Below are 25,917 nucleotides of genomic sequence, written 5' to 3'. Positions count from 1 at the left end.
GCTGCGCTCGCCCGGGGCCCTTCGGGCCTAGCTCTCCGCTTCGCTCCGAGCGATAGCCGGGCCTTCGGCCCGGAGTCCTCCGCTTCGCTCCGGACTGGTTCTGGCTCCGCTGCGCTCCACCAGAGAAAGCTGGCCTCGCTGCGCTCGGCGGGGCCGCTTCGCGGCCAGAGCCTCCCCTTCGGGGAGGTAGTCCTCCGCTTCGCTCCGGACTAGCCACCTCGCTGCGCTCGCCCGGGGCCCTTCGGGCCTAGCTCTCCGCTTCGCTCCGAGCGATAGCCGGGCCTTCGGCCCGGAGTCCTCCGCTTCGCTCCGGACAGGCTCCAACTTCCGCTGTCTGCCACCGGAGCAGGCCGGCTTCGCCGGCCTCAGGGCTCCCACGCTTCGCGCGGGAGGTGACCCCGTTTCACGGGGTCCGGGTTTTTGGTTTGTTGGGTGGTTCCCCTTCGCTCCCCCACCCGGGGGCCTTCGGCTCCGCCTCCAGGACCAGCAGCAGAGAACTACTCATGTCACCGGACCCGTGGCTCGGGTCAGGCGGTCCAAGTCATCCAACGCGCCAGCTACTCAAACAGCACGGACTCATTGACGGCCTGCAGTCAGTGAGGTCCGGTCGGGTGCACGAGGACATCGCTCGCATGCCACGCATGCGGCTGTCGCGGGCCGCCGACTTCTAGACTCCGAACGGCGGGGCGAGCTGCCGCGTGGTCAGGTTCGTGTGCCGGTACGCCGAGAAGGCCTGCCCCAACGGACTGCCTCCGCGTCCTCGTGCCGAGGGGGCTGGCCGGGACGGCTCGGACGCCGTGATCACGCCAGCCACGTCCAGATCATTCCGTTGTCGCTGTCCAAGCGGCCGGGCCTGGCGCATCGTCCGGGATGACCACATGAGCCAAGAGGTTGTGGCGTTCCTCCACGCTCGGTTGGACGAGGAGGCGGGCCTGGCCCGACGGTGACGGCCGCGGGGAGTGGACCGCTGACGGGCATACGGTCGGCTTTGGGTCGGGGGACTCTCCGGCTTTCACCCCACGATCGCCCTGCACGACCCGGCTTGCGTCCCGCGGGAGGTCGAGCGACGCGTGCTCGCCCGACAACCGCGGTGACTGCCAGTGCCCTGCGGTGGCTCTACGCCGATCATCCTGACTACAACCCCCAACAGGGGAGAGCCCGCTGGTGGAGGAGAGGCTTTCGCCGGTGAATCTTGGCCAGAGTTCACCGGCGAAAGCCTTCCGTCTGGAAGCTCAGACGTCAGGTCTGGATCAGCATCCGCTCCAGACACCCCTGACGTCGTCGAAGACGCTCTTGTCGAACTTCTTGCTGCCGTTCGCGCCCGCAGGAATCGTCACACAGCCCGAGGAGTGATTCTGCTGGTTCTTGGTGTCGAAGAAGTCCACGTGGAAATTCACGGCGTGGTTGCAGTGGTTGTTGTAGTAGACGGTGACGGTGTTGTTTCCGGGCTCGTACGACGTGTTAAAGCGATTAACCGTCGGGTTGTTGTTGCAGCCCCACGAGGTCCTCACCACGGACAGCGGAGTAGCGGAAACGTCAGCCTGCGGCGCAGCGTAGGCAGTGCTTCCGAGTGCGGGAAGAGCAAGCACCGCGAGGGCCGTGATCTTGGCTCCCATGCGAACAGCATTCATTGTGAAATACCCCCGTACGTAGACCAGTTGTGCCCTACATCTGCCGGGCACGAGTGAACTCTCGCACTCGACGAAGACCGTCGGCAATCCAATTGAGCCGAACTTGAGGAAGCGGGTTGCGTGCCCGACCGCGCGGGGGCTGTGGGCTCAGGGGCCCTGCAGAGACGCCGGTTGCGTCGACGAAAGGAGGGTGATGCCCGCCCGGTGCGGGGCTCGGTTACCCGGGGCCGGCCATCAGCGCGCGACCATCAAGTCGTAGCCCGAGCAAACGAACTCACATAGCGTGATCCAGGCCGTCCATCGGGGTCAATCCGGCACTGCTCCACACGAGTAAATCGATACTCGCGGTGATCAAATCCCTGATGGACGGTCCGGCTTCCCCGTTCCTCGTTCGGGTCCGACATGCGCTCAGTCGCCGGCTCGCCGGCGGCCGCCCGAGCGAGGGCCCGGCTCCATGGGTTCACGACTGGTGCATGAGGAGTGCTGCCTACTCTTCTCGGCAACCCACGATGACAACTACCGCCTCGACCTAACGACAATCACCTGCGGCCTCGCAGGAGACACTTGGACACGAATCTCAGCCTGAACCCTTCGGGCCGGGGCCTGTACCTCGGGCGACAGGGCACGGGTGAGGACGGGGAAGAAGGCGGGCATCGCGGCCGGGGCAGGCTACGGGTTGACGATCACCTCGTCGATGCGGCTGGTCGCGTAGAAATGGGTGTCGTCGGTCTGCTCATAGCGGGCGGTCCAGGAGCCGGTCCGGTCGGCGGTGAAGGCCTTGGTGAAGGTGCCGTCCGCGGCGGTCTTGGAGTCGCCCATGAGCTTCCACGTGGTGGATCCAGCGGGCCGGAAGTAGTAGCTGATGGCCTGGCCGGTGAAGGGCTTCCAGGTCGGGTCGGAGTGGTTGAGCTTGCCGGTGACGGTGAGCGGCTGGCCCTTCTTGACCGGTTCGGGCGAGGCGTTGAACTGGGGGATGGCGGTCATGGTCCGGGAGACCTTCATCCCCGCGGTGGTCCAGCCGTGGACGGCCTTCGTACTCGCGTGCCGGAGGCGGATGTAGCCGGCGCCCGGGTAGGGCAGGGTCGTGCTGACCTGAGCCACCGGGTTGGTGCCGGGCTTGGTGGGGACGTCGACGCTCTTGCGGGTGGTCCAGCCCGTCTTGCCGTCCGCCGAGTGCTGGATCTCCACCTTCAGGGAGGTGGTGCCGGCCGGCATCTCGAAGCGCTCGAAGGCGGAACGCACGTACAGGGTCTTGTTCCGGTCAACGGAGGCGGTGGGGTGCGAGAAGCGGGTCCCCGCCGTGGTGTCGATCTTCACAGCCCGGTCGGATGCGGTCAGCCAGTCCGAGGTTTCTTTGACGCCCAAGTAGCCGTCGTTGAAGAACGTGGGGCTTCCGGTGAACCGGCCGGCGCTGTCCGTGGTCAGTTCTCCGATCGTGCCGACGAAGACCCGACTGCCGGCCGGGGCCGGCTTCCACGTGCCGTCGGCGGCCTTCCAGGTGACCGCGCCGCTGATCTTGCCGCGCGTCCCGTAGGCGCCCGTGGCCTTCGAAAGGTCCAGGGCGATGCGGGCCGGCGTGCTGAGGACATAGATACGGTCGGACGCCTCGATCTTCACGCCGTTCAGCGTGGTCGCGAAATCGACGCTCGCAAAGCTCTGCCCGTAGTCGACCTCCTCGTAGGAGGTCCGGACGTCCTCGGCACCCGTGAAAGCGGCCTCGAACTCGAAGTGGCCCTTCGCATCCGCCTTGAAGGGAGTGGTGACGGCGCCGAACCGCGGTGTGATCGTGCCGCCCTCGATCGGCTTCCGCGACTCATCGCGGGGGTCGTGGATCTTGATGTCGCCGGAGACCACCGCGCTGCGGCTCTGGAGCGACACCTCGTTCGAGACCTTCACGTTCTCGAAGACCGGCCGGAGACGGTAGTTGACGGCGACCTGGTCCTGACGGAGGACGGGCTCGCCCTCGGTGCCGTTGTACTCCACGTCGACCGTGTATTCGCCGAGCTCGGGGAGCTTCAGCGGGTCCGTCAAGAAGCGCTGCGAATCGACTCCGCCGATGTCGCAGCCGAGGTCGCAGTGTTCCCGCCTCTCGAAGCTCGTGAGCGTGGCGACCCGCTCGGTCGTGCCCTTCTTGCGCACGTGCACCTTCAGGCCCGCGGGCTGCGTCATGGTGCCGAAGCCCACGACGACCCTCTCGTACTCCATCTGCGCGAACAGTTCCTTGTGCGGGTCCGCTGCGTGGGCCGCCATGGGCGCGGCCATGACAGCCCCCACAGCGGTCGCCGTACACAGCAGAGCAAGGATGCGCTTGTTCATGTGTCCCCCCAGGGATCCGTTCACCGGCCGACCGGTCACCGGACCGACTGCTCAATAGACCACCCGCACCACCCGACGGTTGTACGCAGATGTGGGACGTATGTACATGCGTACGCGGACCCGCTCCTGGCTGGCGTGCCGTGGGCCGGCCCTTGGGGCCGGAGTCCTTCGCTTCGCTGCGGACTGGCTCTGGGGAGGCTCCCGCGCTGTGCGCGGGAGGTGACCCCGTTTCACGGGGTTCGGGCTTTCGGCCCGTTGGGCGGGTCCGCTTCGCTCCCCCACCCGGGGTCCTTCCGGCTCCGCCTTCAGGACCAGCCCGCTATGCGGGCAGCAGTAAGGGGAGCGGGGCGTCAGTCACGTTCGGCGTAGCCGTTCGCGATGAGCAGGGCCTTCCCCATCAGCTGCACAACCTCCTCAGAAAGGCCGTCGCAGTCGTAACGCAGAGAAATCGGGAAGTCGCCGTACAGGCTGAGGGCGAAGCACAGGACTGTCAGCTCCTCTCCGTGCTCTCCGAGGTCTCCTGCCTCTACCGCAGCGCGAAGCTTCGAGACCTCAAAGCCCGCCCATCTCTCGTCCTCATGGTCGGTTCCGCCGACAACGTACTGACGCAACCGCGGGTCCTCGAGCCAGCCGCCCGTCCGTTCCAGCAGCCAAACCGCTGCCTCCAAAGGCCACAGACGGTCCGTCCCACGCCTCAGAACCGTCAGAAAGTCCGCAGAAGACAAGCCAGAAACATCTTCGGTGCCTGATATCTCCACTCCAAGCCGTGGCCGACCCATCAAGCAGACGCTTCGCGGGCAGCTGGCCGAAGTCAGTTTCCGCGCTGGCGCCCCCGGCGTACCAGCAGGAACAGGATCACCGGGAAGCCCAAGGCGACAATCACCACGAGGAGCCACGGCGGTACCGGCGAGTCAGGGTCCGTGGCCGACATACCGGTGGAGCCGCCCACCAGGCCTGTGGCGAGGGCTATCCCCAGGAGCGCGACAACAGAGCCGCCGATCCGGAAGGCCTTGACATTCCAGGAATCCATCCCCTTGCCCAGCCGGCCGCCAATCCGCAGGCCGGACCGACTCAAGGGCACGGCGAACACCGCGAAGGAGAGACCGAAGGCCGCCATCATCAGGCCGAGAAGTCTGCGCATCGCCATCCCATTCCGCAGAGGAACACAAGCCGAGAAGTCCACCTTCCACCCGATGCCCCTGAACCGAGACCCCAAGCCCCTTGCCTGCGGGTGGCGTTGAGCCTCGCCCGGAAGATGTCCCGCTCCCCCATTCCCCGAGTAGGGCCAGCCCTCGGCCGGGAGTACCGGGCTGACCCCCTTCCGTCCACCCCAGGCCCTTCCAGCTGTGCCTCCAGAGCAGGGCCCGACGGAAGGGAGTTCGCTCTGTCCTGGTGGTCCTTCCACCGTGTTCGAAGTGAGAGCAGCCGCGGTCACTGACTGCCGGAGTCGTGGCAGAGCGGCCGATTGCGATCGGCGTGAGGAAGACCCCTTCTCACACCGACTGACCGGGTACTGGGCGGGCCGAATCCCGCCTGCTCCTCCGAGGTGACCCTCGTCTACCCGCATGACTCAAATTTAAGAGTGGATAGACTCTGGGATCGAGGGGTTGGTACGGATTGGGCTCAAGTATCTATAGAGATAAGGCGCCCACTGCTGGACGGGACGCTCGCCGAGTGCAGCGCGGCACGGGCACCGGTCGAACGAAGCGTCGCGCGACTTACGTTCTGGCAGATCCTCCGCCGGGCCGGCTGCAGTCTTAGCCGGATGGCCGTCATCCCGTTGGGAAAACCGGCTCACGACCAGGCAAGTCGGCCTTCGGCGAACCGGCAGACCGGGAAGCTTCCCTCGGCGATCCTCGTCAGTGTCTTCGCCAGGGAGTCGAAGTACTGGGCCATCGATTCGTACTCGCCCGTGACCGTAGGGGCACCCACGAACCATCTGCCGACGCGCCCGTCCCGCACATCGACGAACTTTCCCATCCAGCCGTCCTGGTCCGACAGGAACGGGATCCACTCGTTGCGCCAGAACGGGTAGTCCGGCTGGTCCGGAGGGTCGAATCCACAAGACGTGGAGCGGTTCGCGTAGAGCCTCTCCATCGCCCGGATGCCCAGAAAGAAGCTTCCCTCGTCAGGGAACCCGTCGAAGCCGCAACATTGCACTTCGTCGTCGACGTCTTCGTCCGGCAGATCCAGATTGTTCTGCAACAGCCACGTCCGCAGATCCCCGTGCAGGGAGATCCCCATCCGTTCCTCGGCTGCCGCGAGCGTCTGCTCCGTAGCGGGCCCTGGCAGATCCGCGTGATCGGCCGGCGCGTGCTCCCGAAGAAGACTCATCACGCGCGACCAACTCTTCGTCACACTCATCGTCCTCTGCCCTCTGTCCTGTGTCCTTCGGCTACGACATGGAGGTTGGGACTTATCGGCCGGACAACCTTGCAGGGATGGTACGTCGAGCGTGTGTTCCATGCCTGCTCGCGATCATCCTCCGTCCTGAAGCACGGGCCAGCTCTCGGACGGCGTTGTCGGGGAGCGCGGCGCGGGTGCGGCGAAGGGAGCCGACCTTGGCGTGGCCGTCGCGCGCTGCGACTGGGGCCGCTCGGTGGTGGTCGCGGTGACCTTGGGGCGGAGGTTGTTCATTGGTTTGATGGGTTTTTGGGGGCCGCGCAGGGAGGAGGCGTTTCGGGTGGTCAGGCTGCCGGGGTGTTGGGCGCCGTTGGGCTTACTGGGGCCGTGGCGTGGCAGGTCGCCATGATGCCGGTGCCGCGCCGAGGACTCGGTGAGTGGGGATGAGGCCCAGGTCGCGGGAGTCGCAGCTCATCTCGGGATTGTCGTCGAGCAGGACTCACCACGCAGGAACGTGAACTCCTGATGCTGCTGGCGAAGGGCCTCACCGACGAGACGGCCGCAGGCCGACTGGGTGTCTCCCTGAGCACCATCCGCCGCAGCATGGCAGCGATCATGGAAAGACTCGGAGCCCGCAGCCGGTTCGAAGCCGGACTCCGCGCCGCCCACATGGGATGGCTCTGAACCCGCCGCTCACAGGAAGGTCATGCTTCCTGCGGGTGGCCGCCGTCCCCCTCGACGACCACGCGGTCGCTCCCGGTCTCGTCATCGCGATCGGCGATGGTGACGTCGATCCGGCCGTCACCCGTGGTGTCGAACTGATACAGGTCGGCCTTCCCGTCACCCGTGGTATCGATCATCCAGACATCCGGCTTCCCATCACCGTTCGCGTCAGCGCTGAGCACCACATGATGCTCGTCGCCCTGGGTCTCGATCGCTTCTTCACTCATGTCCCTTGTGGTGTCCATGACGGCCGGATGCCCCCGGATCAGAACGGGAAACGGACATGGTTCCGACCCGGCGAGCGGGCGAGTCGGTACGGCCGTGCTGCCGCGTCCGGGTACGCCGGCCGACGAGGTGGGGGAGGTGGCCCGCCGCTATGCGGACACCGGGGTGCCGGTGGAGTGGTACGCGAAGGAAGTCCCGCGCGCGGAGATCCACGTACCGGCGTTCCGGATCGCCCGTACGCCGGTCACGGTCGGCCAGTGGGCGCGGTTCGCGGCGGCCACCGGCCGACCGGTCACACGGGCGTCCGCGGACCACCCGGTCATCGGGGCCACCTGGGAAGCGGCAACGGCCTACTGCCGGTGGCTCGGGGAACGGCTCGACGGCCTCGAGGTGCGCCTGCCCACGGAGGACGAGTGGGAACGCGCGGCGCGGGGCGTCAGAAGTTCAGGTAGCGCTCCAGCCGGATGGGCTCGGTGGCGCCCCGCACGTAGACGTCGGCTGTCAGGTTGAACGTTCCCCAGGCCGCGGTGGTGAGTTCGAATCCGCCCGCGCGATCGGTGATGGTGCGGTCGGGGTCCCGGAACGTCGGGTGCAGGTGGTAGACGACCTTGGTGACACGGTCGAGATCGGCGTCGCTGTCGCCTTCGAGGGAGATACGGAGCTGGAAGTACCGGTAGCCGTTTCGGTCGATCGCGCCGGCCCGGTGGGCGCTGTGCACCAGATGGACGCGGGGGGCGAGTTCGGTCGGGACCTCGGTGAGTTCGGCCTGTGACGGTGGGACCTCGAGAACGGGCTGCGCGCCCGGCTGGGGTTCGGCCCCGGTGGGGGTCGGTGGGGACGAGGGGCCGAGCCTGATGCCGGACGCTCCTGCCTCGAAGGAGTCGCCGTGCTCGACCCGGCTGTTGATCGCCTCGACGAGTCGTCCCAGTCCGGCGCGGAACTTGAAGGTGAGGATCAGCACCAGGGCCGGCCAGATCAAAGCCTGTAAGAACGGTATCCAGTCCTTCATTTTTTCCCCCCGAGGAGCCCGCCCGGCCGGTGCCGGACACCGCCGCAGCTTCTCACTGGGCTGTGCACGCCACAACACGGTCCGCGCGACCGGACCGTGCCGCAGCCGCAGGGGCCGGCGCTCCTCGGAGGAGCGGTGGCCGTTGGCGCCGGGCCGGTGGCTCCGTTGGGAGGCCTATCCGCGGCGGGGTGCCCTCACCACCTTGCCGTCCTTGACGAAGAGCCTGACGCGCTGCTCGTTGAAGTCCATCGTCACCATGCTGCCCTCGGGCACCACATGGACCGCGATCCCCGGGAACTCCGCCCGGATCTGCTCGCCGGCCTCCTCCGCCGGCTTCCCCGCCAGCTCCGGCCACTCGTTCTTCGCCTCCATCAGCCCTCCAGGGTGATGATCGTTTCAGGTTTCGGGCGTCACAAGTCGCTGTCGATGCCGGTCACCGCGGGCGGGCCGAGGGGGGCGTCGGATTCCGAGAGGCCCGACTCCTCCAGCGCGCGCGTGACGATCCGCATGGCGTCGAGCTCCGCCTCGTACTTGTCCGGGGCCTCGACCTCGAGCCGGATGGAGAACGTGCCGTCGTCGTTGAGGGTGAGGAGGCGCAGCCCCTCGTTCTCGCTGACCTCCGTATGGCGCGGTGCCAACTTCCGTTCGATGACCGAGGGCACGGAATCAGCGACGTCCGACACGAACGTGCCGGGGACCGTGATGACGAAACTGGTCACAGCAACTCCTCACCTAGGGCGAAACTGGCGGAACTCCAGTGCCCTGCGACTGCCCCCGATTCTTCACAAGGAACCCGTACCGTGCCATCCCGGGCCTGCGGTCTCCGCCGTGGTGAAGAAGCCGGTCAGGACGGGGGCGAGGAGTTCCGGGGCGATGTCGTGCTGCTGGCCGGGGAAGACGTGGAGGGAGAAGTTGCCGGACAGGGCGGAGAGTTCCCGTGCGCCGGTGAGCATGTGCGGGGCGCCCGCGTCGCCGGTGCCGACGAGGACGGGGACCTTGACGGACTGCCAGCGGTCGGCGGGCAGCGGGCGGCCGGACATGGTGTCGCCCATGATGCGGCCGTCGTAGGGGAGGGTGCGGGCGGTGGCTTCCATGGCGGGCCAGAAGGGGGCCCGGCGCATTCCGGCGACGGCCTCGGCGGGCATGCCGATGGCCGCGGTCATGAAGTAGGCGACGGCGTCGCCGTACTCGCCCTGCCGCACGAGCTCGCTCAGGTGGGTGACGTAGTCCGCGGGCAGCGGCGGGCGGCTGTTGTCGGTGATGAACGGCGGTTCGTACAGGAAGAGCCTGGTCACGGCGCTGCCCCGGGCCGCGGCCTCCAGCGCGAGTACGGCGCCGGAGGACATGCCGAAGAGCATGGCCTCGCCGCCGGCGCGCTCGATGAGGGCGTCCAGGTCCTCGACCTCGCGCTGGACGTCGTACTCCGGGCTGTCACCGCTGTCGCCGCGGCCCCGGCGGTCGTACGTGATGACGGTGCAGTGCTCGGCCAGCAGGCCGGCGAGGGTGGCGCAGTCGCCGCGTGTCATGAATGCGCCGCCGACGAGCACGACGGCAGGGCCTGCGCCTTGCTGCTCGTAGGTGATGGCCGTGCCGTCTGCGGAGAACACCTTGTCCATGCTCATGGGAGACCACTCCTGAAGTGTGCGCGGTGCGCGATCGAGCCCCGCGTTCAACATCTTCTCCGACCTGGGAACCGAGTGGTACGAACGGGGCTTCCAGCGGGGGCTCGCCACGCTGGCGGAGACCTTCCGGCGCCTGGCCGGGCAGGGGCTGCTCCGCATCGAGGACCCGTTCCTCGCCGCGAACCACTTCTCCGGCCTGTTGTTGTGGATCGCGTACAACCCTTGTGCGGTGTCGTGGGTCCTCCTTGTGCAGCGCCTGGTGCGCTGCGTCGTGTTGTGTCTTCGAGGGAGAACCGTCCGTGCTTCGAGCCCGTTCCACCCGGCAGGTGGGTCTGTTCGCCGCCACCGCCACCGTTCTCGCCGTCACGCTCGGCGTGGTCGGGCCCGTCGCCGGTGACGCGGGGGCCGCGTACGCGGTCGGCGGGGTGGCCGATGTGGCCGCCCCGGTGCCGTTCCGCAAGGGGGCGGTGGTGACGGGGGCCGGGCTGACCGGGTTCGTGTCGCGGGCGAAGGACGCCTGGGGGGACAGCCGGTGGACCCGGTACTCCGACGGGTCCTCGAAGGGGCTCGCGGACGGGGTCAAGCTGCGGTCCTCGCGGACCGCGGACTATCTGGTCACCTACGACGGCTTCTCCGTGACATCGGAGAACCTGTCGACGAAGGCCAGGCTGGACCTCCCGGTGGAGCGGGACAACGCCACGTACCTCGGGTCGGCGGGCAACGCCCTGTTCACCCTGACCGGCGACGGGAGCACGGTGCAGATGCACCGGCACGCCACGGAGGGTGGCACGGTGGCCGTCACCGGGCTGCCGGCCGGTGCGAGCGCCGTCGACTTCTCCCCCGGTACCCCCGAGGACGCCCTGGTGACGTTCAAGGCCGGCGCGGCGGCGAGGTGGGGGCTGGTCGACCTCACCACCGGCGCCGTCAGCGGGATCCGCACGCGGACGGCGCGGGCCTTCGATGGCGCCATGGCCGTTTCGCGGACGCACGTCGCCTGGACGGAGACGGAGCCGGGCGGGACGGACAGTCCGGCGCTGTTCCTGCTGGACCGGTCCACGGGGGCGGTGGAGCGGGTCCCGCTCCCGAAGGCGTGGGCCGGCAACCTGAAGATCGGGCTGGTCGGCGGGTGGGTGGTGTACGGCGAGGCGGGCGGCATCGACAACGGTGACAGCAATCCGCTGTACGCCGTCAGCGCCTACGATCCGGCGACGAAGAAGACGGTGAAACTGCTCGACCACCTCACCTCGCTCGCGGCGGCCCCCGACAGCCTGTACGTGCGCGGCGGGACCGTCGGCCTCGGCGAGGGGCTGTACGAGCTCGCGCCCGGCGCGGGCGGCGCCGCTCCCGTCGTCCGCATGGCGGCGGGCACCGGCGAGCCGACCCGTGTCGTCATCGAGGGCAACAGCGTCCCCGCCGTCGTCAACCTGGACGAGAACGGCGGGAAGGCGGACCTCACCTGGCAGCTCTCCCGGCACAGCGTGGACGTGAAGGTCACCCTGCGGCACATCCGGACCGGGAAGACGCGGGAGTTCGGCGTCACCCACCCGCACAGCCCGACGGTGACGTTCGCCTGGGACGGCACGATCGGGGCGGACTTCACCAGCGCGTACAACGGTGCGTACACGTGGGAGATGACGGCGGCGCCGCTCAACGGGATCGGTCCGTCGACCTCCGCGTCGGGCACCTTCCAGGTGGCCCGCAAGGCCGTGCCGCACGACTTCGACGACAACGGCAGCCCGGACGTGATCGACCGGGACTCCGCCGGCCGGCTGTGGCTGAGCGACACCGCGTACTACAAGGAGTACGGCCAGCTGACGGCCCAGTCGCGCCGGCTGATCGGCTCGGGCTGGAACGCGTACGACCGGATCGAGGCGACGGGGAACGTCGGCGGGACGGCGGTCGGCGATCTCGTGGCCCGGGACAAGACCGGTGTGCTGTGGCTCTACCAGGGCAACGGGCGGGGCGGGTTCGCGGCGCGGACGAAGATCGGCGGCGGCTGGAACACGTACGAGCGGATCGCGGCGGGCAGCGACCTGAACGGGGACGGGCGCCCCGACCTGCTCGCCGCCGACAAGGCCGGTGTGCTCTGGTACTACAAGGGCACCGGCTCGGCCGCCGCCCCCTTCGCCGCCCGTCGGAAGATCGGCGGCGGCTGGCAGAACTTCAACGAGCTGACGGCCGTCGGGAACGTCGCGGGCGGCCCGGCGGGCGATCTGCTGGCCCGGGACAAGGCCGGGGTCCTGTGGCTGTACCTGGGCAAGGGCGACGGTACGTTCACGGCGCCGACGCGGGTCGGCGCCGGCTGGGGCCAGTACCAGCACCTCGTCGCCATCGGAGACGGGGACCGCGACGGCCGCCCCGACCTGGTGGCGCTCGGCCCGGCCGGCGGATACCTCTACGGGGGCACCGGCGACTGGCGGGCTCCGCTGCGGACCAGGCAGTTGGCCTCGCTGCCGTACGTCGGCGACGGGGGACGGCACGTCGTCTGAGGCCCGGCGGGGGCAAGGAAGCCGACCTGCTCGGCGTCGACAAGATCGAGAAGGGCCCTGCCGGTTCGGCAGGGCCCTTCTGGCGATGATCAGGCCTGGATCCAGACCGGGGCGGTCTGACGGGCCACGCCGTAGATGTAGTTGGAGAGGGTGCCGTTCGCGTTCAGGACGAGGATGGTGTTGTTGTCCTGGAGGATGACGGACTTGCCCTTGGCGTAGGTGGTCTCGTTGAACCATTCGCCGTGCGAGGTCATCCGGACGCCGTACAGGCCGTCCTTCTTGACCAGGCGGACCTTCTCGCCGCCCGCGAGCTTGTAGACGCCGAGCTTGGGGGAGGCGGTGGTGGCGCCGGTCCAGCTCTGGGTTCCGCCGTCGATGGTGAGGCGGACGTAGCGGTCGCCGACCTTGCGGACGTCCTGGTACCGGTTGGGCGCCGGGTGCAGGAAGCCCACGCGCTTGCCGTTCTCGATGATGTACGAGCTGAAGGCCTGCGGGCCGGACTTGTACGTCTTGACGGTCAGGCTGCCGTACTTCTTCGTGGAGTGGAGGCTGCCGGAGGCGAAGCACTCCTTGGGGAGCTTCGGGAACGCGGTGGCGGTCCACGGCGTGTCGCCGCCCTGGGTGCGCTGCTTGAAGACGGGCGCGGTGGACAGCACGCCGTCGATCCGCAGGCCGGAGGAGAGGTCGAGCGGCTTGGACTGGTCGACCGTGCCCAGCACCTTGCCGTCTTCGTCGCGCAGCTGCGCCGTGGCACCGGTGTGGGCGCTGTTGGTCAGCTTGACCGTCAGGCCGGCGAACAGGGACGGGATCACCTTGGTCGTGACGCAGTTCTCGGCGATCACCTCGGTGCGCGCGGGAGAAGCCTGCTGGGCCGGGGAAGAGGACGCGAACGCCGTGGCGGGGACGGCGAGCGCCGCGCCGAGGAGGGCGAGGGTGGCGGTGGCGGCGCGGAGGGTGGTGCGCATGACGACTCCTTGGAGCTTTGCTGTGGGTGAAGGAGAGCCGTATGCCGTGGTCTCTTCCGGTGGAGGCCGTTGAGTTCGGGCTGCTGGCTGCAAGAAGAAAATTAGTGATCTTGTGCGGGTGGAATGGTCCGGTCCGTGTCACAGGCGTGTGACACGGCACCGGGAGGCGCTCCGCCGTGTGGTGCGGCGCATGGGGGGCCGCGGGGCTACCGTCGGGTTCATGACTGCTGATTCCCTGCGCTCCGTCACCGTCGAGCGGACCGGTCCGGGCCTGTTCACCGCGACCAACTCCCGGGGTGACACGATCACCTTCGGTACCGGGTCCGGCGGGGGCTTCACCCCCGTCGAGCTCTTCCTCGCCGCGATCGGCGGCTGTTCCGCGGCCGATGTGGACGTGGCCACCAGCCGGCACGCCGAACCCACCGGGTTCTCCGTCGCCGTGCAGGGGCACAAGGCCGAGGACGCGGGCGGCAACCTCATGACGGATCTGGAAGCCGCCTTCAGCGTCGGCTTCCCCGCGGGCGAGGGCGGCGACCGGGCCCGTGCGATCCTGCCCCGCGCCGTGAAGACCTCCCACGACAAGCTCTGCACGGTGAGCCGCACCGTGGAGGCCGGAACCCCGGTCACGGTCAAGGTCGTCGACGCGGACTGACCGGCCGCGCGTCGGCGCGTGGCTCGACGACGACTGCGCCGGGCGGGCCCGGGTCCTGCCGGGGGCGGGCCGCGGGTGTGCGTGAGGGGGTGGCGGCGCCGCGGCGCCACCACCCCCTCATGTCATCTCAGGGCGTGGCGCGTCAGCGCAGGCCCGCCTGGCTGCGCGTGGTGAGCTTGCCGTTCTCGAAGAGGAAGCTCGCGACGCCGAAGGTGCTGGACTGCTCGCAGTCGTAGATCGAGATGCTGTCGGTGCGGCTCTGGGACTGGGCGGTGCGGACGCAGGTGCCCTTGCCGGCGATCTCGTGCATCTGGGTGATCGTGGAGCCGACCTTGATCTTGCCGTACTTGGTCTTCGTCATCTTGCCGTTGGACGTCAGGCCGTCCAGGCCGAACTGGCCCTTGATCTCCAGCTTGCCGTTGACGAAGTCGAACGAAGCGCTGCTGTAGGACTTGTTGCCCTTGCACTCGTAGTGGCGGTAGGACACGCCACCGGAGTTGTCGCTGCTCTTGAGCTTACAAGCGCCGCTGTCGGCGATGCTGTGCATGGTGGACGTGGTGGTGCCGAGCTTGATCAGGTCGTACTCGGCCTTGCTGATGGTGGCGGTGGTGGCAGCGCTCGCGCTCGGGGCGGCGACGAATGCCAGGCCGGCGGCCAGGACGGGCGCGGCGAGAAGGTGCATGCGGGACATCGGGATTCCCCCCAGAATCAGGTCCTGCCGATGCAGGACTGGATCATGGTGCCAAATTCCGGTACGGGGATGAAACCCCCCAGATGGTTGCAGTTTCAACACGAGGGTGAATCTGCCCCGGCCGCACCACCCGTCACTACCTGCGGACTTCTTGCAGGGCTCTCCCTCTCCAGCTGGCGCCGGCGTGCCTCGCCGCCCGACGTGAGGTGCAGGCTGTACGAACCGGGCTTGCCCGCCTCGTCGGCCAGGTGCTTGGGGATCACCTTGCAGACGAGCTCCTTCAGCTTCGCGCCCGGACGGCCGTCGATGTTGAACCACACGGCCACGTCCGCCCGGTTGGCGAACTGGAAGATGCCCGCGCCCCGGCCCAGGCTGATGCACTGGGCGGCGAACGGCCGGTTGAGGGTCGCCGGCGCCTCGTCCGCGATCCGGCTCAAGACCGTGTCGGCCGCGCGGGCACCCATCGGCATCGCGGCCTGGCAGCTCATCCGCAGCGGCGCCCCCGACGGAGCCGCCGAGTCCCCGGCCGCCACGATCCGTACGTCGTCCACGCTGGTCAGCGTCTCGTCCGTCAGGAGGCGCCCCAGCAGGTCCGTGGTCAGACCGCTGCGCACCGCCAGGTCCGGCACGCTGAACCCGGCCGTCCAGATCGTCACCGTGCCCGGCAGCTCCCGGCCGTCCGCAAGGCGCACGGCCTCGCGGGTCACCGCCGTCACCTTGCTGCCGGGGCCGTCCACGACCTCCACGCCGAGGCGGGCGAGCCGTGCGGCGACCGAACGCCGGCCCCGCGCGTGGAGGTACGGGCCGAGGACCCCGCCGCAGACCAGGGTCACGGCCCTGCCCTGCTCGGCCAGCTCGGCAGCCGTCTCGATACCCGTCGGCCCCGCCCCCACCACCGTCACCACCGCATCCCGCGGGGCCGCTTCCAGGGCCGGGCGCAGGCGCTGGGCGTCCTCCAGCGTCGCGATCGGGTACGCGAACTCGGCCGCTCCCGGCACCCCCAGGTCGGCGCTGCCGCTGCCCACCGCGTAGACGAGGTAGTCGTAGGCGAGCGCGGCGCCCGAGGCCAGGGCCAGGCCGCGGTCCTCCGCGTCGATCCGCTCCACCGCGTCGACGACCAGGGTGACCCCTTCGGCGAGGACGTCCTCGTAGGCGATGACCGCGGCGTCCGATCCGCCGACCAGCTGGTGCAGACGGACCCGGTGAACGAAGTCCGCACGCGGATTGACCAGCGTCACCGTCACATCGCCGCGCTGCGTCAGACGGTTCGCGGCCATGACGCCCGCGTATCCGCCACCGATGACGACCACTGCGGTGTTCACGTTCTGGTTCATCTCGTGTCTCCATCGCCTCGAGGGGTTCTGGGCACAAGACACCGGTCCCCCGGCCCGTGTGACAGGCCGGGCCGCATGACCTGGGTCACAGCGGATGTTTCCTACGGTTGATCCGGTCGCGCGCACACCGGCGGCGGCCCCGGGAGGATGTCCCCGGGGCCGCCCGCGCGGGCGTGCGGAGGGTCTATGGGGTCGTGCTCCTCATCATCTGCCAGGTGACCGTGACCCCGGCGGTGATCGCCGCGAGCAGGGTGGCGATGACCGCCCAGGTGATGGCTCCGGTGTTCAGGGTCAGGCCCACGTCGGAGGAGGTGGCCTGGGAGAGGCCGGAGGCCATGCCCGCGAGCGGGGGCAGGGTCACCAGGATGCCGAGGGCGGCGCCGGCGATGACGACCGTCGCGCTCTCGCCGACGGACAGGAGGAGCAGTTGGCGGACGGTGCCGCCGGCGGATTTCATGACCGCGACGTCGCGGCGCCGGCCGTGGGCCGCCATGGCCATGCTGTTGGCGACGGCGATCACGCTGTAGCCGACGGCGATGAAGATGAGCAGGCCGGCCAGGCTGTCGGTGAGCTTGGAGTCGGTGTCGTAGTCCGCGAGGGCGTACCGCGTGGCGTCGTGCAGGGCGGTGCCGGGGACGGCGCCGGACGCCTCGGCGCCGGCCGGGACGAAGATGTCGTCGGTGAGCGCGGCCGGGTCGTGGGCCCGGACCAGGTCTCGGGCGACCACGAAGTCGCCGCGGGCCGGGTCGTCGGGCAGGACCGCGCCGACCGTCAGGGTGACGCTCGCGCCGTCGGCGAACCGGACCGGGACGCTCGCGCCCTGCTTCAGGCCCAGCTCCTTGGCGGTCCGCTCGCCGAGGACGGCCTCGCCCGGCTGGTTCCACCGCTGGTCGCGGGTGCCCAGGACGTCCAGGACGGTCGGCCGGTCGGCGGCCGTGGAGACGAAGGCGCGGGTCGGCAGGGCGGCCTTGCCCACCGGGTTGGCGGCGACGGCCTCGTCGGTGTTGCCGGGGGTGCCGGCCGGGGTGACGATCGTCTGGCCCGCGACCTTGAGGGCCTCGCCCGCCGGGTAGGCCACCCGCATCGTCTCCACGATGCCGCTGAGCAGGACCGCGAACCCGACGGCGGCGATCACGGGGGCCACCAGGGAGGCGGCGCGGCGGGAGTTGGCCACGAGTTCGGCCCGGATCAGAACCGGACCGGCCGATCCCCCGTGCTGGAACGGCGCGGTCAGGGCGCGGCCGATCGGGCCCATGACGACGGGGGTGAGCAGGGCCGCCGCGACGATGAGCGTCATGGTGGCGAAGATCGCCGTGTTGATCCGGCTGTCGGCAGCGGTGGTGGCGGTGCCGATGGCGAGGACCACACCGGCGCCCAGGAGTGCCAGGCCGGCGATCCAGCGGCCGCGCCCCATGCCGTTGTTGGCGGACCGGCTGTCGAGCAGGGCCTCGATCGGGGCCACCCGCGCGGCCTTGCGGCCCGCGGCCCAGGCCCCGATGACGCTGACCCCGACACCGATCACGGCGGCGGTGAGCAGCGGCCAGGCGGAGACGGTGATGTCCATGTCCGGCGGGATCACGTCGAGGTCGTTCAGGAGGCCCCGCAGCAGTGGCGTGGCGGCGATCCCGGCCAGGCATCCCGCGATCGAACCGAGGGCGCCGACCACGGCGGCCTCGCCGAGGATCATGCGGCGGATCTGATCGGGTCCGGCGCCGATGGTCCGCAGCAGGCCGATCTCGCGGCGGCGCATGCCGGTCGCCAGGACCAGCATGGAGGCGACGACGAAGACCGTGGTGAACAGGCCGAGGATGGCCATGGCGCCGATGAGCTGGACGCCGAGGAAGCGCTTGTGCTCGATGTTCGCGGGCTGGAGTGCGGAGCGGCCCTCCCCGGTGACCACGGTGCCCCGGCCGTCGAGGACCTCGCGGGCTCCGGCGGCGATCGCGGAGGCGGCGGAGGAGGCGGCGGCGCCCTGGTCGGCGATCAGGGCGATGGCGCGGACGCCGGGCTGCTGTCCGGCGGCGAACGCCTCGCTGAAGTAGAAGCCGGGGCCGTCGACGGTGCCGACGACGGTGAACCGCTCGCGGCCCCGGGTGATGTTGACGGTGAGTTCGCTGCCGACGGCCGCGTCCAGGGCCCGGTCGACCACGACCTCGCGGTCGCCGCGCGGGGCCCGGCCGGAGACCAGCTCGTAGGGCGCCATCCGGGCGCTGCCCCAGCCGTGACCGGATTCCAGGGCCCCCTCGTCGGTGACGGGCTCGTCGCCGACGATCGCCTGGGCATAGAAGGAGCGGTCCACCACGACGGAGGCCACTGCGGGAACCGCGTCGAGTCCGGCCAGGAGGGGCGCGGCCTCCTCCTTGCTCCACGGGATCCGGTCCCCGGGGCTTCCGTCGGCGTCGAGGGCCTGCTCGGGCAGGGCCAGCGCGGCGGCGCCGGCGTACCGGGGCTGGACGGTGGGGCGGGAGGAGTCGTAGAGGACCAGGGTGGTGGTGATGAGGGCCACGCCGGCCAGGACGGCGATGAAGGCGCCGAGGAATCCGGACCGGCGTGCGCGGACGTTCGCGAGGATCAGCATCACGCCTCCAGTCCGGCCATGTGGGAGGCGATCGCGGCGGCGTTGGCGCTGCCCGGAGCCCGGCTCAGCGGTACGCGGTCGGCGATGCGGCCGTCCTTGAGGAAGACGACGACGTCGGCCACGGCCGCCGCGACCGGGTCGTGGGTGACCATCAGGGTGGTCTGGCCCTCCTCGTCGACCAGCATCCGCATCATCCGCAGCACCTCTTGGGAGGTGACCGTGTCCAGGGCGCCGGTGGGCTCGTCCGCGAAGAGCACGTCGGGCCGGGTGACCAGGGCGCGGGCGAGGGCGACGCGCTGCTGCTGGCCGCCGGAGAGCTCGCTGGGGCGGTGGCCGGCGCGGTCGGCGAGGCCGACCGCGGCGAGCGCGTGCGCGACCTGCTCGCGGGCGGCCCGGCGGCCGGCGAACCGGGACGGCAGTTCGACGTTCTGGGCCGCCGTCAGCGACTCGACGAGGTTGAAGGCCTGGAAGACGAAGCCGATGTGGTCGCGGCGGAGCCTGGTGCGCTCCCTCTCGGTCTGCCGGCCGATGTCCACGCCCGCGAGGACGATCCGCCCGTCGGTCGGCTGCTCCAGCCCCGCCGCGCAGTGCAGCAGGGTGGACTTCCCGGAGCCGGAAGGGCCCATGATCGCGGTGAAGGTGCCGCGCGGGAAGCCGGTGGAGACGCCGTCCAGGGCGGTCACGGAGCGGTCACCGGTGCCGTGGACCTTGCGTACCGCGTGGAGTTCGACCGCGTCCTGCACGGGGGTTCGGCTCGTCGTCGTCATGGGTCGATTCCATGCCACGAGGGGGTGTCCGGGCACTGATCCAGCCTCTACTCCCGAGGTAGAGGCAGCTCTACCGCGCAGGTCGGAAGGGCCGGGCTACGGTGGGGCCCATGCGTCCCACGACGGCCTGGCAGGCCATGGCTCAGCGCCCTGTGAGCTTCCTGACCTCGACCTGGCCATGGCGGTCCCTGGCCTATCTGACCGGGGGCGTCCTGGTCGGCTCGGCCGCCGTCGCGGTCTTCGCGGCCGGTCTGGCCGCGGGGCTCGTCCTGCTGGTGGTGCTGATCGGGATCGCGCCCCTGGTGGGGCTGGTCCTGGCCTCCACCGTGGTGGCCTCGGTGGAACGCCGAAGGCTGCGGCTGGTGGACCTCGGCCACCTGCCCGATCCGCACCGCCGGCCCGACGGGCGGGGGGTGCGGGACTGGGTGGCCACCCGGCTCAAGGAGCCGGTGACCTGGCGCGAGCTGGTGTTCACGCTGGTCTCGGCGGCCGCGCTGTGGTGGCTGGACCTGCTCGTGCTGGGCTTCTCCTTCGGGGTGCCCGCCGTGACCATCGCCTCGGTGGACGGCGACACCTGGCCCTGGACGGTCTTCGGCGGGATCGTGCTGCTCGCCTCGCCCTACACCGTGACCTCGTGGGCGGGGGCGCGGGCCGCCATGGCGCGCACCTTCCTGGCCCCGCGCGACCGGGAGCTCGGCGAGGAACTGCGCGAGGTCCGCGCCTCGCAGTCCCGCCTGCTGGACTCCTTCGACGCCGAGCGGGTGCGGATCGAACGCGATCTGCACGACGGGGCGCAGCAGCGGCTGGTCTCCCTGGGGATGACCCTGGCGATGCTGCGGCTGGACACCCCGGACGGGTCCCCCCAGGCCGAGCTGCTCACCCAGGCGGAGGGCCAGCTCTCCACCGCCCACCAGGAGTTGCGGGCCCTGATCCGGGGGCTCAATCCGCCGGTGCTGGCCGATCACGGGCTGGTCGCGGCGATCGAGGACTACGCCGGCCGGTTCCCGATACCGGTCACGGTGGACCTGCGGCTGCCCGAACGGCTGCCCAGGAAGCTGGAGACGACCATGTACTACCTGATCAACGAGGCCATGACGAACATCGCCAAGCACAGTGGGGCCACGACCGCGGAGGTGCGGGGTCGCTACCATGCCGATCTGTTGATCTTCGACATCTCGGACGACGGCCGTGGCGGTGTCGATCCGGAGGCGGGCGGCGGGGTGACCGGGCTCGCCGACCGGGTCACGGCGCTCGACGGCCGGATGCGGGTGTCGAGCCCGGCCGGTGGTCCGACCCTGCTGCACGTGGAGGTTCCGTGTCACTTCGCCTGATCGTGGCCGAGGACGCCGTCCTGTTGCGCGAGGGCCTGGTCGGGCTGTTGCAACGGGTCGGCCACGAGGTGGTGGCGGCGGTCGGTGACGCCGGCGCCCTGGTCCGTGCCGTACGCGCCGGCCGGCCGGACCTGATCGTCACCGACGTGCGGATGCCGCCGTCGATGAGCGACGACGGCCTGCGGGCGGCGGTGGGGCTGCGCGAGGAGTTCCCCGGGCTGCCCGTGCTCGTCCTCAGCCAGTACGTGGAACGCTCCTACGCGCTGGGCCTGCTGGACTCGGGCGGCGGGGCCGGGGTGGGCTACCTGCTCAAGGAACGGGTGAGCGCGGTGGCCGATTTCACGTCGGCGATCGAGCGGGTCGCCGCCGGCGGGACCGTGGTGGACCCCGAGGTGATCCACCAGCTCGTGAGGCTGCAGAAGGACCCCTTGGAGCGGCTCAGCCCGCGTGAGCGCGAGGTGCTCGGGCTGGTCGCGGAGGGCCGGACCAACGCCAGTCTCGCCGCGCACCTGTTCATCAGCGAGGCGGCCGTGAACAAGCACATCGGCAACATCTTCGCCAAGCTGGACCTGCCGGTGGACACCGAGGGCCACCGCAGGGTCCTGGCGGTCCTCGCCTTCCTGCGGGCATGACGGAACCCCCCGTCCCGCCCGGACCTCCGGCGGGCGGGGTGCGGTCGGCGGGCGACGGGCCCCGGTGCGTGGCCGGAAATGGCGGACCTCTACGCCACGCACGCGCGGTGGCGCTACAGGGGGCGTGGAATGTCACTCGAATCGGGCTCGAGTGATCCTTCCGATTCCGCCGAACAGACGAAGCGAGATGCTTCAATGGCGACCGTCAGGGGCTCGATCGGATCAGCAGGGAGCGGGCACGGGGATGCGTAAGTCGTATGTCGCGGCGCATGTTTACATGATCGTCGGAGTGATCTCCGGGTTGTACTACCGCGAGCTGACCAAGATCAACGATTTCGAGGGCGAGACGCAGCTCGGCGTCCTGCACACCCACTTGCTCGCCCTGGGCATGCTCGTCTTCCTGATAGTCCTCGGCCTCGACAAGGTGTTCGGGCTCTCCGGGACGAAGCAGTTCACGTACTTCTTCTGGTTCTACAACGCCGGCCTCTCGATCACCTGCCTCAGCATGCTCTACCGGGGCACCCAGACCGTGCTCGGCAACGAGGTTCCCGAACTCTTCGCCCTGGTGGGCGGCTTGGGCCACATCATCCTGACGGTGGGGCTCGTCCTGCTCTTCATCCTGCTGGGCAAGCGGATCAAGGAGCACGAGGGCGCCCTGCCCGGGCAGGGCGGACAGGGCGAAGAGCGGTCCGAGACGGTGAACAGCTCCGTCTGAAGGCCGCCTTACGGTGCGCCGGCCGCCGGCCCGGTCAGAATGCCGGGCCGGTCAGGCCGCCGGCCCGGTCAGGATGCCGGTCAGGGCGGCCAGGCGTTCCCGCGCGAGGTCCGGGCGCAGGCGGCGGCCCCAGGTGAGGGTGGCCAGGCCGTGCCAGGCGCTCCACAGGACCTCGGCGACGAGGTCGGGGTCGCGGTCCGCCGCGACGGGCAGGGCGGCCTGCCGGATCTCGGCGAAGGCCGCCTGGAGCGGCTGCGGAGTTTCGGTTCCGGCCTGCTCCAGGCCGACGTCGAGGGTGAGCATGGCCTCGTAGAGGACCGGGCCGCGGGCCGCGAAGTCGGCGTAGGCGCGCGCGACGGCGTCCAGGGCCGTGTGCGGGTCCTGCGAGGAGACTCGGGCCGAGTGCAGCGCCGCGGCCAGCTCGGTGAAGCCTTCGAGGGCCACCGCGTTGACGATGGCGTCCTTGTTCTTGAAGTGCTGGTAGAGCACGGGCTGGCTGTACTCGATGCGCTCCGCCAGCCGTCGCGTGGTGACGAAGTCCCAGCCCTCCGCCTCGGCCATCTCGCGGGCCGTGGTGAGGATCAGCTGGCGGCGCTGGGCCTGTTCGCGGACTCGGCGCTCTTTCAGGGTCATGGGAACTACGGTAGCACTGTCGGTGAAATTCTAGTTGTCAGTGATAGGGTTTCTGTCTTTGTACGGGGGCTCTTTTCGGCCGGTGCCGGCAGCGGTCGTCCAGTGCGTCTCTAGGTGCGGTCGGCAGCATGCGGGGCAAGACCGCCCACGGAGAGGCCACCCCCATGCAGACCCCGACTCCCCTGGAGCAGCTGCTCGACCTGGCGGCGGACCTGCTGGGTCACGACCGGCGGACCCTGCCCGCGCGGGCCTCGGGATCGCCGTTCATGACCCTCGGCGGTGGCCTCGGGCAGGCCATGCGGCTGCAGGCCCTGGCCGGCGAACAGCTGGAACTCTCGCTGGACATACCGCAGCTGCTCGGCCCCGTCCCCCTCGCCGACGTCCTCGCGCGGGCCGTCGCCGTCCCGCGCGCCGCCGCGCCCCGGGCGGCGGACTCCGGGCCGCGGGCCCTGCTGCCCGGGCAGCTGGCGACCCTCACCGCGCAGCAGTACACCGGCGCCGCCGCGGTGCACCGCATGCTCAGCGCCGAGCTCACCGGGCCGCTCGACCTGGGCGCCCTGCGCACGGCCCTGGACGCCCTGGGCTCGCGCCACGAAGGGCTGCGCACCGCGTTCGGGTCCTCGCCGCGAGGCCCCGTACGGCGGGTGCTCGACGCGTACACGCTGCCGCTGGTCGTCATGCCGAAGGTGCCCGCCGGCCTCGGCGGGGACCCGGTGGCCGCGGCGCACGCACGGCTGGCGGTGGACGTGGAACACCTGGCCGGGCATCCGGAGCGGCCGCCGCTCGCCTTCGCCCTGACCCGGCTGGCGGCCGGCCGGCACCTGCTGACCTTCCTCTACCACGAGGCCGCCGTGGACTGCTGGTCCGTCTCGCTGGTCTGGCGGGAGCTGCTCGCCGACTACGGGCGCGCCGTACGGAGCCGGCCGCTCGACCGGAGCGAGCGCTCCGGCGGGGACGCGGTCCTGCGGCGGGCCGAAGGGCTCGACCGGTCCGGGGCCCTGCGCGCGCTGGCGGCCCAACGGGTGGAGCGGCTGCGCGACTTCCCCGCCGTCGTGGACCTGACGGAACCGGGCCGGCGGCCGGCGGTGTTCGACTTCCGCGGCGACCGGGTGCTGTTCGGCCTCGGCCCGGGGCTGCGCGAGGCGGTCGACGCGGCGGCCGCGCGGGCCGGGGTACCGCACGCGGTGGTCCTGCTCTCCGCGTGGGCGCTGACCGCGGGGCGGCGCTCCGGGCACGAACGGCTGCTGGTGGGCACCGAGATGCCGCGGCGCCCCACGGCCGAGCTGCTGGGCACGGTCGCGCCGTGCTCGGCGACGGTGCCGGTGTGCTGCGAGCTGGAGGGCGGGGTCGACTACTTCCTGCGGGGTGTCGCCTGCGCGTTCGGTGAGGCCCTCGGGTACGCGGACCTCGATACGGCGGCCCTGGCGCGCGAGCTGGGAGTCCCGGGGGACCGGTCCCGGCCCGCCCTGACGCAGGTGGTCTTCGCGGCCTGCGACGAACTGCTGCCCGAGACCCTGGAGGCGGGAGCGCTCACCTCGCGCTTCCACCACGGGCACCTGGGCGGCACCACCGCGGACGCCGCGCTGCGGGTGCTGCGGTGGGGAGAGGATCCGCTGCTGAGCCTGGAGTTCGCCTCCGGGGTGTTCACCCGGGCCGAGGCGGCGGGGCTGGCCGGCGAGCTGCGGCACTGCCTGGAGGCGCTGACGGGCGCGGACCCGCAGGATCCCGTGGAGGAACTGCCGGCCGCCGCCGGCGCCGGGGCGGCCCGGGCCGGTGCCGCCCGGCCCGGCCGGGAGGACGCTCCCCGGGCCACGCCCCTGGTCTGACGGCGGGCCACAGTACATCCGGTGTGCGCGCGACGGGGGATGGTCCGCGCACACCGGATGCCGTGGGCCCGGACGACGGGGGATGGACGTCCGGGAGTCCGGTGTCAGCCGGCGAGGCCGGGGAGGCGGGCGGCGACCTCGTCCGGGGACGGCATCGCGGCGATCTCCGCCGCGACCTTGCGGGCCGCGTCCCGGTAGCTCTCGTCGGCCAGGATGAGGCGGGCCTTGTCCGTCACGGCGTCGTCCGCGAGGTCGGAGACGAACTCGCCCGCGCCGGCGGCGTACAGGGCCTGGCCGTTGGCCGGGCCGTCCGCGCCCTGCGGGATGATCAGCTGGGGCAGTCCGGCCGAGAGCGCGGCCAGGGTCGTACCGCTGCCACCGTGCTGGACCACCAGCGAGGCGCGCGCCAGGACCTCGGACTGCGGAACCCACGGCGCGGCGATCACGTGGGGCGGCAGTTCGCCGAGCTCGGCGAGCTGGATCCGGAAGCCGGTGGCCACCAGTACCGGTACGCCCAGCGGGCGCAGTCCGTCGATGACGGTGCGCAGGTTCTCGGCGGAGCCCAGCGCGGTGCCCAGCGTGAGGTACACGAACGGGTCGCCGGAGGCGCCCAGTCCGCCGGGGATCTCGCCCTGCTCCGCGTACGGGACGGGGCGCAGCTCGATGCGCGGGTGGCCGGACTCCAGGACGCCCCGGTCCTGGATGGAGGGCGGGCAGATGTCGATGAGGGTGTTGCCCAGGGTGCTGACCCGGTCGGCGGGAACGTCGACGCCGAGGTCGGCCGCGGTGGCGAGGATCTCCTGGCGGAGCCGGTCGGCCTCGTGGTCCTGCGCGAGCAGGCCCACGTCGTGCGCGACGGCGGGGATGCCGGCGAGCCGCGCGGCGAAGCCGGCGCCCGGGTTGAGCACCTCGTGGACCACCAGGTCGGGGCGGTAGGAGGCGAAGGCCGTGGCCAGGTCGGCGGCGATCCACCGGGGCAGGACGGAGCCGAACACCTTGATGTGCAGGTCCGCGAGGACCGACGCCGGAACGTCCTGAGCGCCCACCTCGCCGCCGTGCGCCTCGAGGAAGGCTTGACCGCCCGCTGCTTCGATGAATGCCTCGGGCACGGACCGGCCTGCCGTCACCGGTTCGAACCCCGCCTCACGGAGGGTCTGGTGGAACTGCTCACCCGTGGCGAACGCGACCTGGTGGCCGGCCGCCCGTGCGGCCCTCGCCAAGGGAAGCAAGGGGAAGACGTGCCCGAAATTGCCCACGCTGGCAAAGAGGATTCTCATGAGGCCTCAGCGTAGGGACACCTTCGGAGCATGTCTAGTGCTGCTAGAAATTTTATCGTCGGTCTATTTTCTGTCGAGGCTCGCTCCAGTGGCGGCCGATCGGGCTCCCCCATCCTCGCGATGCGGCCGCCTGCCCCTGGGCATGCGGAACAAGCCGA

Annotated in this window: 24 protein-coding genes and 2 pseudogenes; 9 read left to right on the top strand and 17 right to left on the bottom strand. The window is 70.5% G+C overall.

Translation table 11 applies throughout. From position 1 onward, the window contains the following. Nucleotides 1-1,250 precede the first annotated feature (1,250 nt). The 5 genes from ACWCP2_RS23820 to ACWCP2_RS23800 form a co-directional block, all read right to left on the bottom strand. On the bottom strand, nt 1,251-1,511 hold the full coding sequence (locus ACWCP2_RS23820; protein WP_450910593.1) for a hypothetical protein: 261 nt from the start codon (nt 1,509-1,511) through the stop codon (nt 1,251-1,253). Between the two features lie 789 nt (nt 1,512-2,300). After that, the gene (locus tag ACWCP2_RS23815; RefSeq protein ID WP_450910592.1) at nt 2,301-3,893 is read right to left on the bottom strand and encodes a hypothetical protein; all 1,593 of its coding nucleotides are present in this window, start codon (nt 3,891-3,893) and stop codon (nt 2,301-2,303) included. 404 nt (nt 3,894-4,297) lie between these two features. After that, nucleotides 4,298-4,672: a hypothetical protein gene (locus tag ACWCP2_RS23810; RefSeq protein WP_450910591.1), complete on the bottom strand. Its 375-nt coding sequence runs from the start codon at nt 4,670-4,672 to the stop codon at nt 4,298-4,300. A gap of 86 nt (nt 4,673-4,758) precedes the next feature. After that, the gene (locus ACWCP2_RS23805; protein WP_450910590.1) at nt 4,759-5,088 is read right to left on the bottom strand and encodes a hypothetical protein; all 330 of its coding nucleotides are present in this window, start codon (nt 5,086-5,088) and stop codon (nt 4,759-4,761) included. Nucleotides 5,089-5,741: 653 nt separating this feature from the next. After that, a complete protein-coding gene (locus ACWCP2_RS23800; protein WP_450910589.1) occupies nt 5,742-6,311 on the bottom strand; it encodes an SMI1/KNR4 family protein in 570 nt (189 codons plus the stop codon). Between the two features lie 477 nt (nt 6,312-6,788). Here ACWCP2_RS23800 and ACWCP2_RS23795 point away from each other — a divergent pair. Next, nucleotides 6,789-6,974, top strand: a pseudogene (locus tag ACWCP2_RS23795) (response regulator transcription factor); the annotation flags it as partial. 20 nt (nt 6,975-6,994) lie between these two features. Here the strand turns inward: ACWCP2_RS23795 and ACWCP2_RS23790 are convergent. Beyond that, complete coding sequence (locus ACWCP2_RS23790; RefSeq protein ID WP_450910588.1) at nt 6,995-7,240, bottom strand: hypothetical protein; 246 nt, start codon at nt 7,238-7,240, stop codon at nt 6,995-6,997. A 94-nt stretch (nt 7,241-7,334) separates the two neighbouring features. Between ACWCP2_RS23790 and ACWCP2_RS23785 the strand changes: the two are divergent. Next, nucleotides 7,335-7,673: pseudogene (locus tag ACWCP2_RS23785) on the top strand (formylglycine-generating enzyme family protein); the annotation flags it as partial. A 1-nt stretch (nt 7,674) separates the two neighbouring features. Here ACWCP2_RS23785 and ACWCP2_RS23780 read toward each other — a convergent pair. The 4 genes from ACWCP2_RS23780 to ACWCP2_RS23765 all read right to left on the bottom strand — a co-directional run bounded on the left by ACWCP2_RS23780 (nt 7,675) and on the right by ACWCP2_RS23765 (nt 9,869). After that, nucleotides 7,675-8,247: a pYEATS domain-containing protein gene (locus tag ACWCP2_RS23780; RefSeq protein WP_450910587.1), complete on the bottom strand. Its 573-nt coding sequence runs from the start codon at nt 8,245-8,247 to the stop codon at nt 7,675-7,677. 174 nt (nt 8,248-8,421) lie between these two features. Next, nucleotides 8,422-8,619 carry a serine protease inhibitor gene (locus ACWCP2_RS23775; protein WP_450910586.1) on the bottom strand — a complete coding sequence of 66 codons (198 nt, stop codon included), beginning with the start codon at nt 8,617-8,619 and terminating at the stop codon, nt 8,422-8,424. A gap of 38 nt (nt 8,620-8,657) precedes the next feature. Further along, complete coding sequence (locus tag ACWCP2_RS23770; protein ID WP_450910585.1) at nt 8,658-8,966, bottom strand: hypothetical protein; 309 nt, start codon at nt 8,964-8,966, stop codon at nt 8,658-8,660. Between the two features lie 63 nt (nt 8,967-9,029). Further along, entirely contained in the window at nt 9,030-9,869 is an 840-nt protein-coding gene (locus tag ACWCP2_RS23765) for an alpha/beta fold hydrolase (RefSeq protein ID WP_450910584.1), read from the bottom strand. A 19-nt stretch (nt 9,870-9,888) separates the two neighbouring features. Between ACWCP2_RS23765 and ACWCP2_RS23760 the strand changes: the two genes are divergently transcribed. Together ACWCP2_RS23760 and ACWCP2_RS23755 are read left to right on the top strand one after the other, a co-directional pair. Further along, complete coding sequence (locus ACWCP2_RS23760; RefSeq protein ID WP_450910583.1) at nt 9,889-10,266, top strand: TetR/AcrR family transcriptional regulator C-terminal domain-containing protein; 378 nt, start codon at nt 9,889-9,891, stop codon at nt 10,264-10,266. Further along, nucleotides 10,169-12,358, top strand: coding sequence for an FG-GAP repeat domain-containing protein (locus ACWCP2_RS23755; protein WP_450910582.1), 2,190 nt, complete (start codon nt 10,169-10,171; stop codon nt 12,356-12,358). The genes ACWCP2_RS23760 and ACWCP2_RS23755 overlap by 98 nt, the downstream gene beginning before the upstream one ends. Before the next feature lie 89 nt (nt 12,359-12,447). On the opposite strand, the gene ACWCP2_RS23750 is transcribed toward ACWCP2_RS23755, so the two are convergent. After that, a complete protein-coding gene (locus ACWCP2_RS23750; RefSeq protein WP_450910581.1) occupies nt 12,448-13,323 on the bottom strand; it encodes a hypothetical protein in 876 nt (291 codons plus the stop codon). Nucleotides 13,324-13,543: 220 nt separating this feature from the next. On the opposite strand from ACWCP2_RS23750, the gene ACWCP2_RS23745 reads away from it, so the two are divergent. Then, entirely contained in the window at nt 13,544-13,975 is a 432-nt protein-coding gene (locus ACWCP2_RS23745) for an OsmC family protein (protein ID WP_450910580.1), read from the top strand. 142 nt (nt 13,976-14,117) lie between these two features. On the opposite strand, the gene ACWCP2_RS23740 is transcribed toward ACWCP2_RS23745, so the two are convergent. The 4 genes from ACWCP2_RS23740 to ACWCP2_RS23725 form a co-directional block, all read right to left on the bottom strand. After that, complete coding sequence (locus tag ACWCP2_RS23740) at nt 14,118-14,666, bottom strand: hypothetical protein (RefSeq protein ID WP_450910579.1); 549 nt, start codon at nt 14,664-14,666, stop codon at nt 14,118-14,120. 95 nt (nt 14,667-14,761) lie between these two features. Further along, nucleotides 14,762-16,000 carry an NAD(P)/FAD-dependent oxidoreductase gene (locus tag ACWCP2_RS23735; protein ID WP_450910578.1) on the bottom strand — a complete coding sequence of 413 codons (1,239 nt, stop codon included), beginning with the start codon at nt 15,998-16,000 and terminating at the stop codon, nt 14,762-14,764. Between the two features lie 184 nt (nt 16,001-16,184). Beyond that, nucleotides 16,185-18,578, bottom strand: a complete 2,394-nt coding sequence (locus ACWCP2_RS23730; protein WP_450910577.1) for an FtsX-like permease family protein — start codon at nt 18,576-18,578, stop codon at nt 16,185-16,187. After that, a complete protein-coding gene (locus tag ACWCP2_RS23725; protein ID WP_450910576.1) occupies nt 18,578-19,345 on the bottom strand; it encodes an ABC transporter ATP-binding protein in 768 nt (255 codons plus the stop codon). Before ACWCP2_RS23725 ends, ACWCP2_RS23730 begins: the two co-directional genes overlap by 1 nt. 110 nt (nt 19,346-19,455) lie before the next feature. Here ACWCP2_RS23725 and ACWCP2_RS23720 point away from each other — a divergent pair, with 110 nt between their 5' ends. From ACWCP2_RS23720 to ACWCP2_RS23710, 3 genes are all read left to right on the top strand, one after another. After that, nucleotides 19,456-20,676 (top strand): sensor histidine kinase, encoded by a 1,221-nt coding sequence (locus tag ACWCP2_RS23720; protein ID WP_450910575.1) that lies wholly within the window; start codon nt 19,456-19,458, stop codon nt 20,674-20,676. Further along, nucleotides 20,661-21,308, top strand: a complete 648-nt coding sequence (locus tag ACWCP2_RS23715) for a LuxR C-terminal-related transcriptional regulator (RefSeq protein WP_450910574.1) — start codon at nt 20,661-20,663, stop codon at nt 21,306-21,308. Before ACWCP2_RS23720 ends, ACWCP2_RS23715 begins: the two co-directional genes overlap by 16 nt. Before the next feature lie 244 nt (nt 21,309-21,552). Next, the gene (locus tag ACWCP2_RS23710; protein WP_450910573.1) at nt 21,553-22,023 is read left to right on the top strand and encodes a DUF2871 domain-containing protein; all 471 of its coding nucleotides are present in this window, start codon (nt 21,553-21,555) and stop codon (nt 22,021-22,023) included. A 51-nt stretch (nt 22,024-22,074) separates the two neighbouring features. Here the strand turns inward: ACWCP2_RS23710 and ACWCP2_RS23705 are convergent, their stop codons facing one another. After that, nucleotides 22,075-22,656: a TetR/AcrR family transcriptional regulator gene (locus ACWCP2_RS23705; protein WP_450910572.1), complete on the bottom strand. Its 582-nt coding sequence runs from the start codon at nt 22,654-22,656 to the stop codon at nt 22,075-22,077. A 128-nt stretch (nt 22,657-22,784) separates the two neighbouring features. On the opposite strand from ACWCP2_RS23705, the gene ACWCP2_RS23700 reads away from it, so the two are divergent. After that, a complete protein-coding gene (locus ACWCP2_RS23700) occupies nt 22,785-24,482 on the top strand; it encodes a condensation domain-containing protein (RefSeq protein WP_450910571.1) in 1,698 nt (565 codons plus the stop codon). 104 nt (nt 24,483-24,586) lie between these two features. On the opposite strand, the gene ACWCP2_RS23695 is transcribed toward ACWCP2_RS23700, so the two are convergent. After that, nucleotides 24,587-25,759 (bottom strand): glycosyltransferase, encoded by a 1,173-nt coding sequence (locus ACWCP2_RS23695; RefSeq protein ID WP_450910570.1) that lies wholly within the window; start codon nt 25,757-25,759, stop codon nt 24,587-24,589. Nucleotides 25,760-25,917: the final 158 nt, after the last annotated feature.

Source organism: Streptomyces sp. NPDC002104, from assembly GCF_053593795.1.
Note: the sequence above shows the minus strand (reverse complement) of the source record. Positions and strands in the feature narration are given on the sequence as shown.

What these genes read in the sequence shown, in the direction of transcription:
- ACWCP2_RS23790 (WP_450910588.1), bottom strand. Translation starts at nt 7,240, where the DNA reads ATGAGTGAAGAAGCGATCGAGACCCAGGGCGACGAGCATCATGTGGTG.
- ACWCP2_RS23765 (WP_450910584.1), bottom strand. Translation starts at nt 9,869, where the DNA reads ATGAGCATGGACAAGGTGTTCTCCGCAGACGGCACGGCCATCACCTAC.
- ACWCP2_RS23800 (WP_450910589.1), bottom strand. Translation starts at nt 6,311, where the DNA reads ATGAGTGTGACGAAGAGTTGGTCGCGCGTGATGAGTCTTCTTCGGGAG.
- ACWCP2_RS23735 (WP_450910578.1), bottom strand. Translation starts at nt 16,000, where the DNA reads ATGAACCAGAACGTGAACACCGCAGTGGTCGTCATCGGTGGCGGATAC.
- ACWCP2_RS23750 (WP_450910581.1), bottom strand. Translation starts at nt 13,323, where the DNA reads ATGCGCACCACCCTCCGCGCCGCCACCGCCACCCTCGCCCTCCTCGGC.
- ACWCP2_RS23705 (WP_450910572.1), bottom strand. Translation starts at nt 22,656, where the DNA reads ATGACCCTGAAAGAGCGCCGAGTCCGCGAACAGGCCCAGCGCCGCCAG.
- ACWCP2_RS23720 (WP_450910575.1), top strand. Translation starts at nt 19,456, where the DNA reads ATGCGTCCCACGACGGCCTGGCAGGCCATGGCTCAGCGCCCTGTGAGC.
- ACWCP2_RS23710 (WP_450910573.1), top strand. Translation starts at nt 21,553, where the DNA reads ATGCGTAAGTCGTATGTCGCGGCGCATGTTTACATGATCGTCGGAGTG.
- ACWCP2_RS23805 (WP_450910590.1), bottom strand. Translation starts at nt 5,088, where the DNA reads ATGCGCAGACTTCTCGGCCTGATGATGGCGGCCTTCGGTCTCTCCTTC.
- ACWCP2_RS23780 (WP_450910587.1), bottom strand. Translation starts at nt 8,247, where the DNA reads ATGAAGGACTGGATACCGTTCTTACAGGCTTTGATCTGGCCGGCCCTG.
- ACWCP2_RS23815 (WP_450910592.1), bottom strand. Translation starts at nt 3,893, where the DNA reads ATGGCCGCGCCCATGGCGGCCCACGCAGCGGACCCGCACAAGGAACTG.
- ACWCP2_RS23695 (WP_450910570.1), bottom strand. Translation starts at nt 25,759, where the DNA reads ATGAGAATCCTCTTTGCCAGCGTGGGCAATTTCGGGCACGTCTTCCCC.
- ACWCP2_RS23730 (WP_450910577.1), bottom strand. Translation starts at nt 18,578, where the DNA reads ATGCTGATCCTCGCGAACGTCCGCGCACGCCGGTCCGGATTCCTCGGC.
- ACWCP2_RS23745 (WP_450910580.1), top strand. Translation starts at nt 13,544, where the DNA reads ATGACTGCTGATTCCCTGCGCTCCGTCACCGTCGAGCGGACCGGTCCG.
- ACWCP2_RS23740 (WP_450910579.1), bottom strand. Translation starts at nt 14,666, where the DNA reads ATGTCCCGCATGCACCTTCTCGCCGCGCCCGTCCTGGCCGCCGGCCTG.
- ACWCP2_RS23775 (WP_450910586.1), bottom strand. Translation starts at nt 8,619, where the DNA reads ATGGAGGCGAAGAACGAGTGGCCGGAGCTGGCGGGGAAGCCGGCGGAG.
- ACWCP2_RS23725 (WP_450910576.1), bottom strand. Translation starts at nt 19,345, where the DNA reads ATGACGACGACGAGCCGAACCCCCGTGCAGGACGCGGTCGAACTCCAC.
- ACWCP2_RS23700 (WP_450910571.1), top strand. Translation starts at nt 22,785, where the DNA reads ATGCGGGGCAAGACCGCCCACGGAGAGGCCACCCCCATGCAGACCCCG.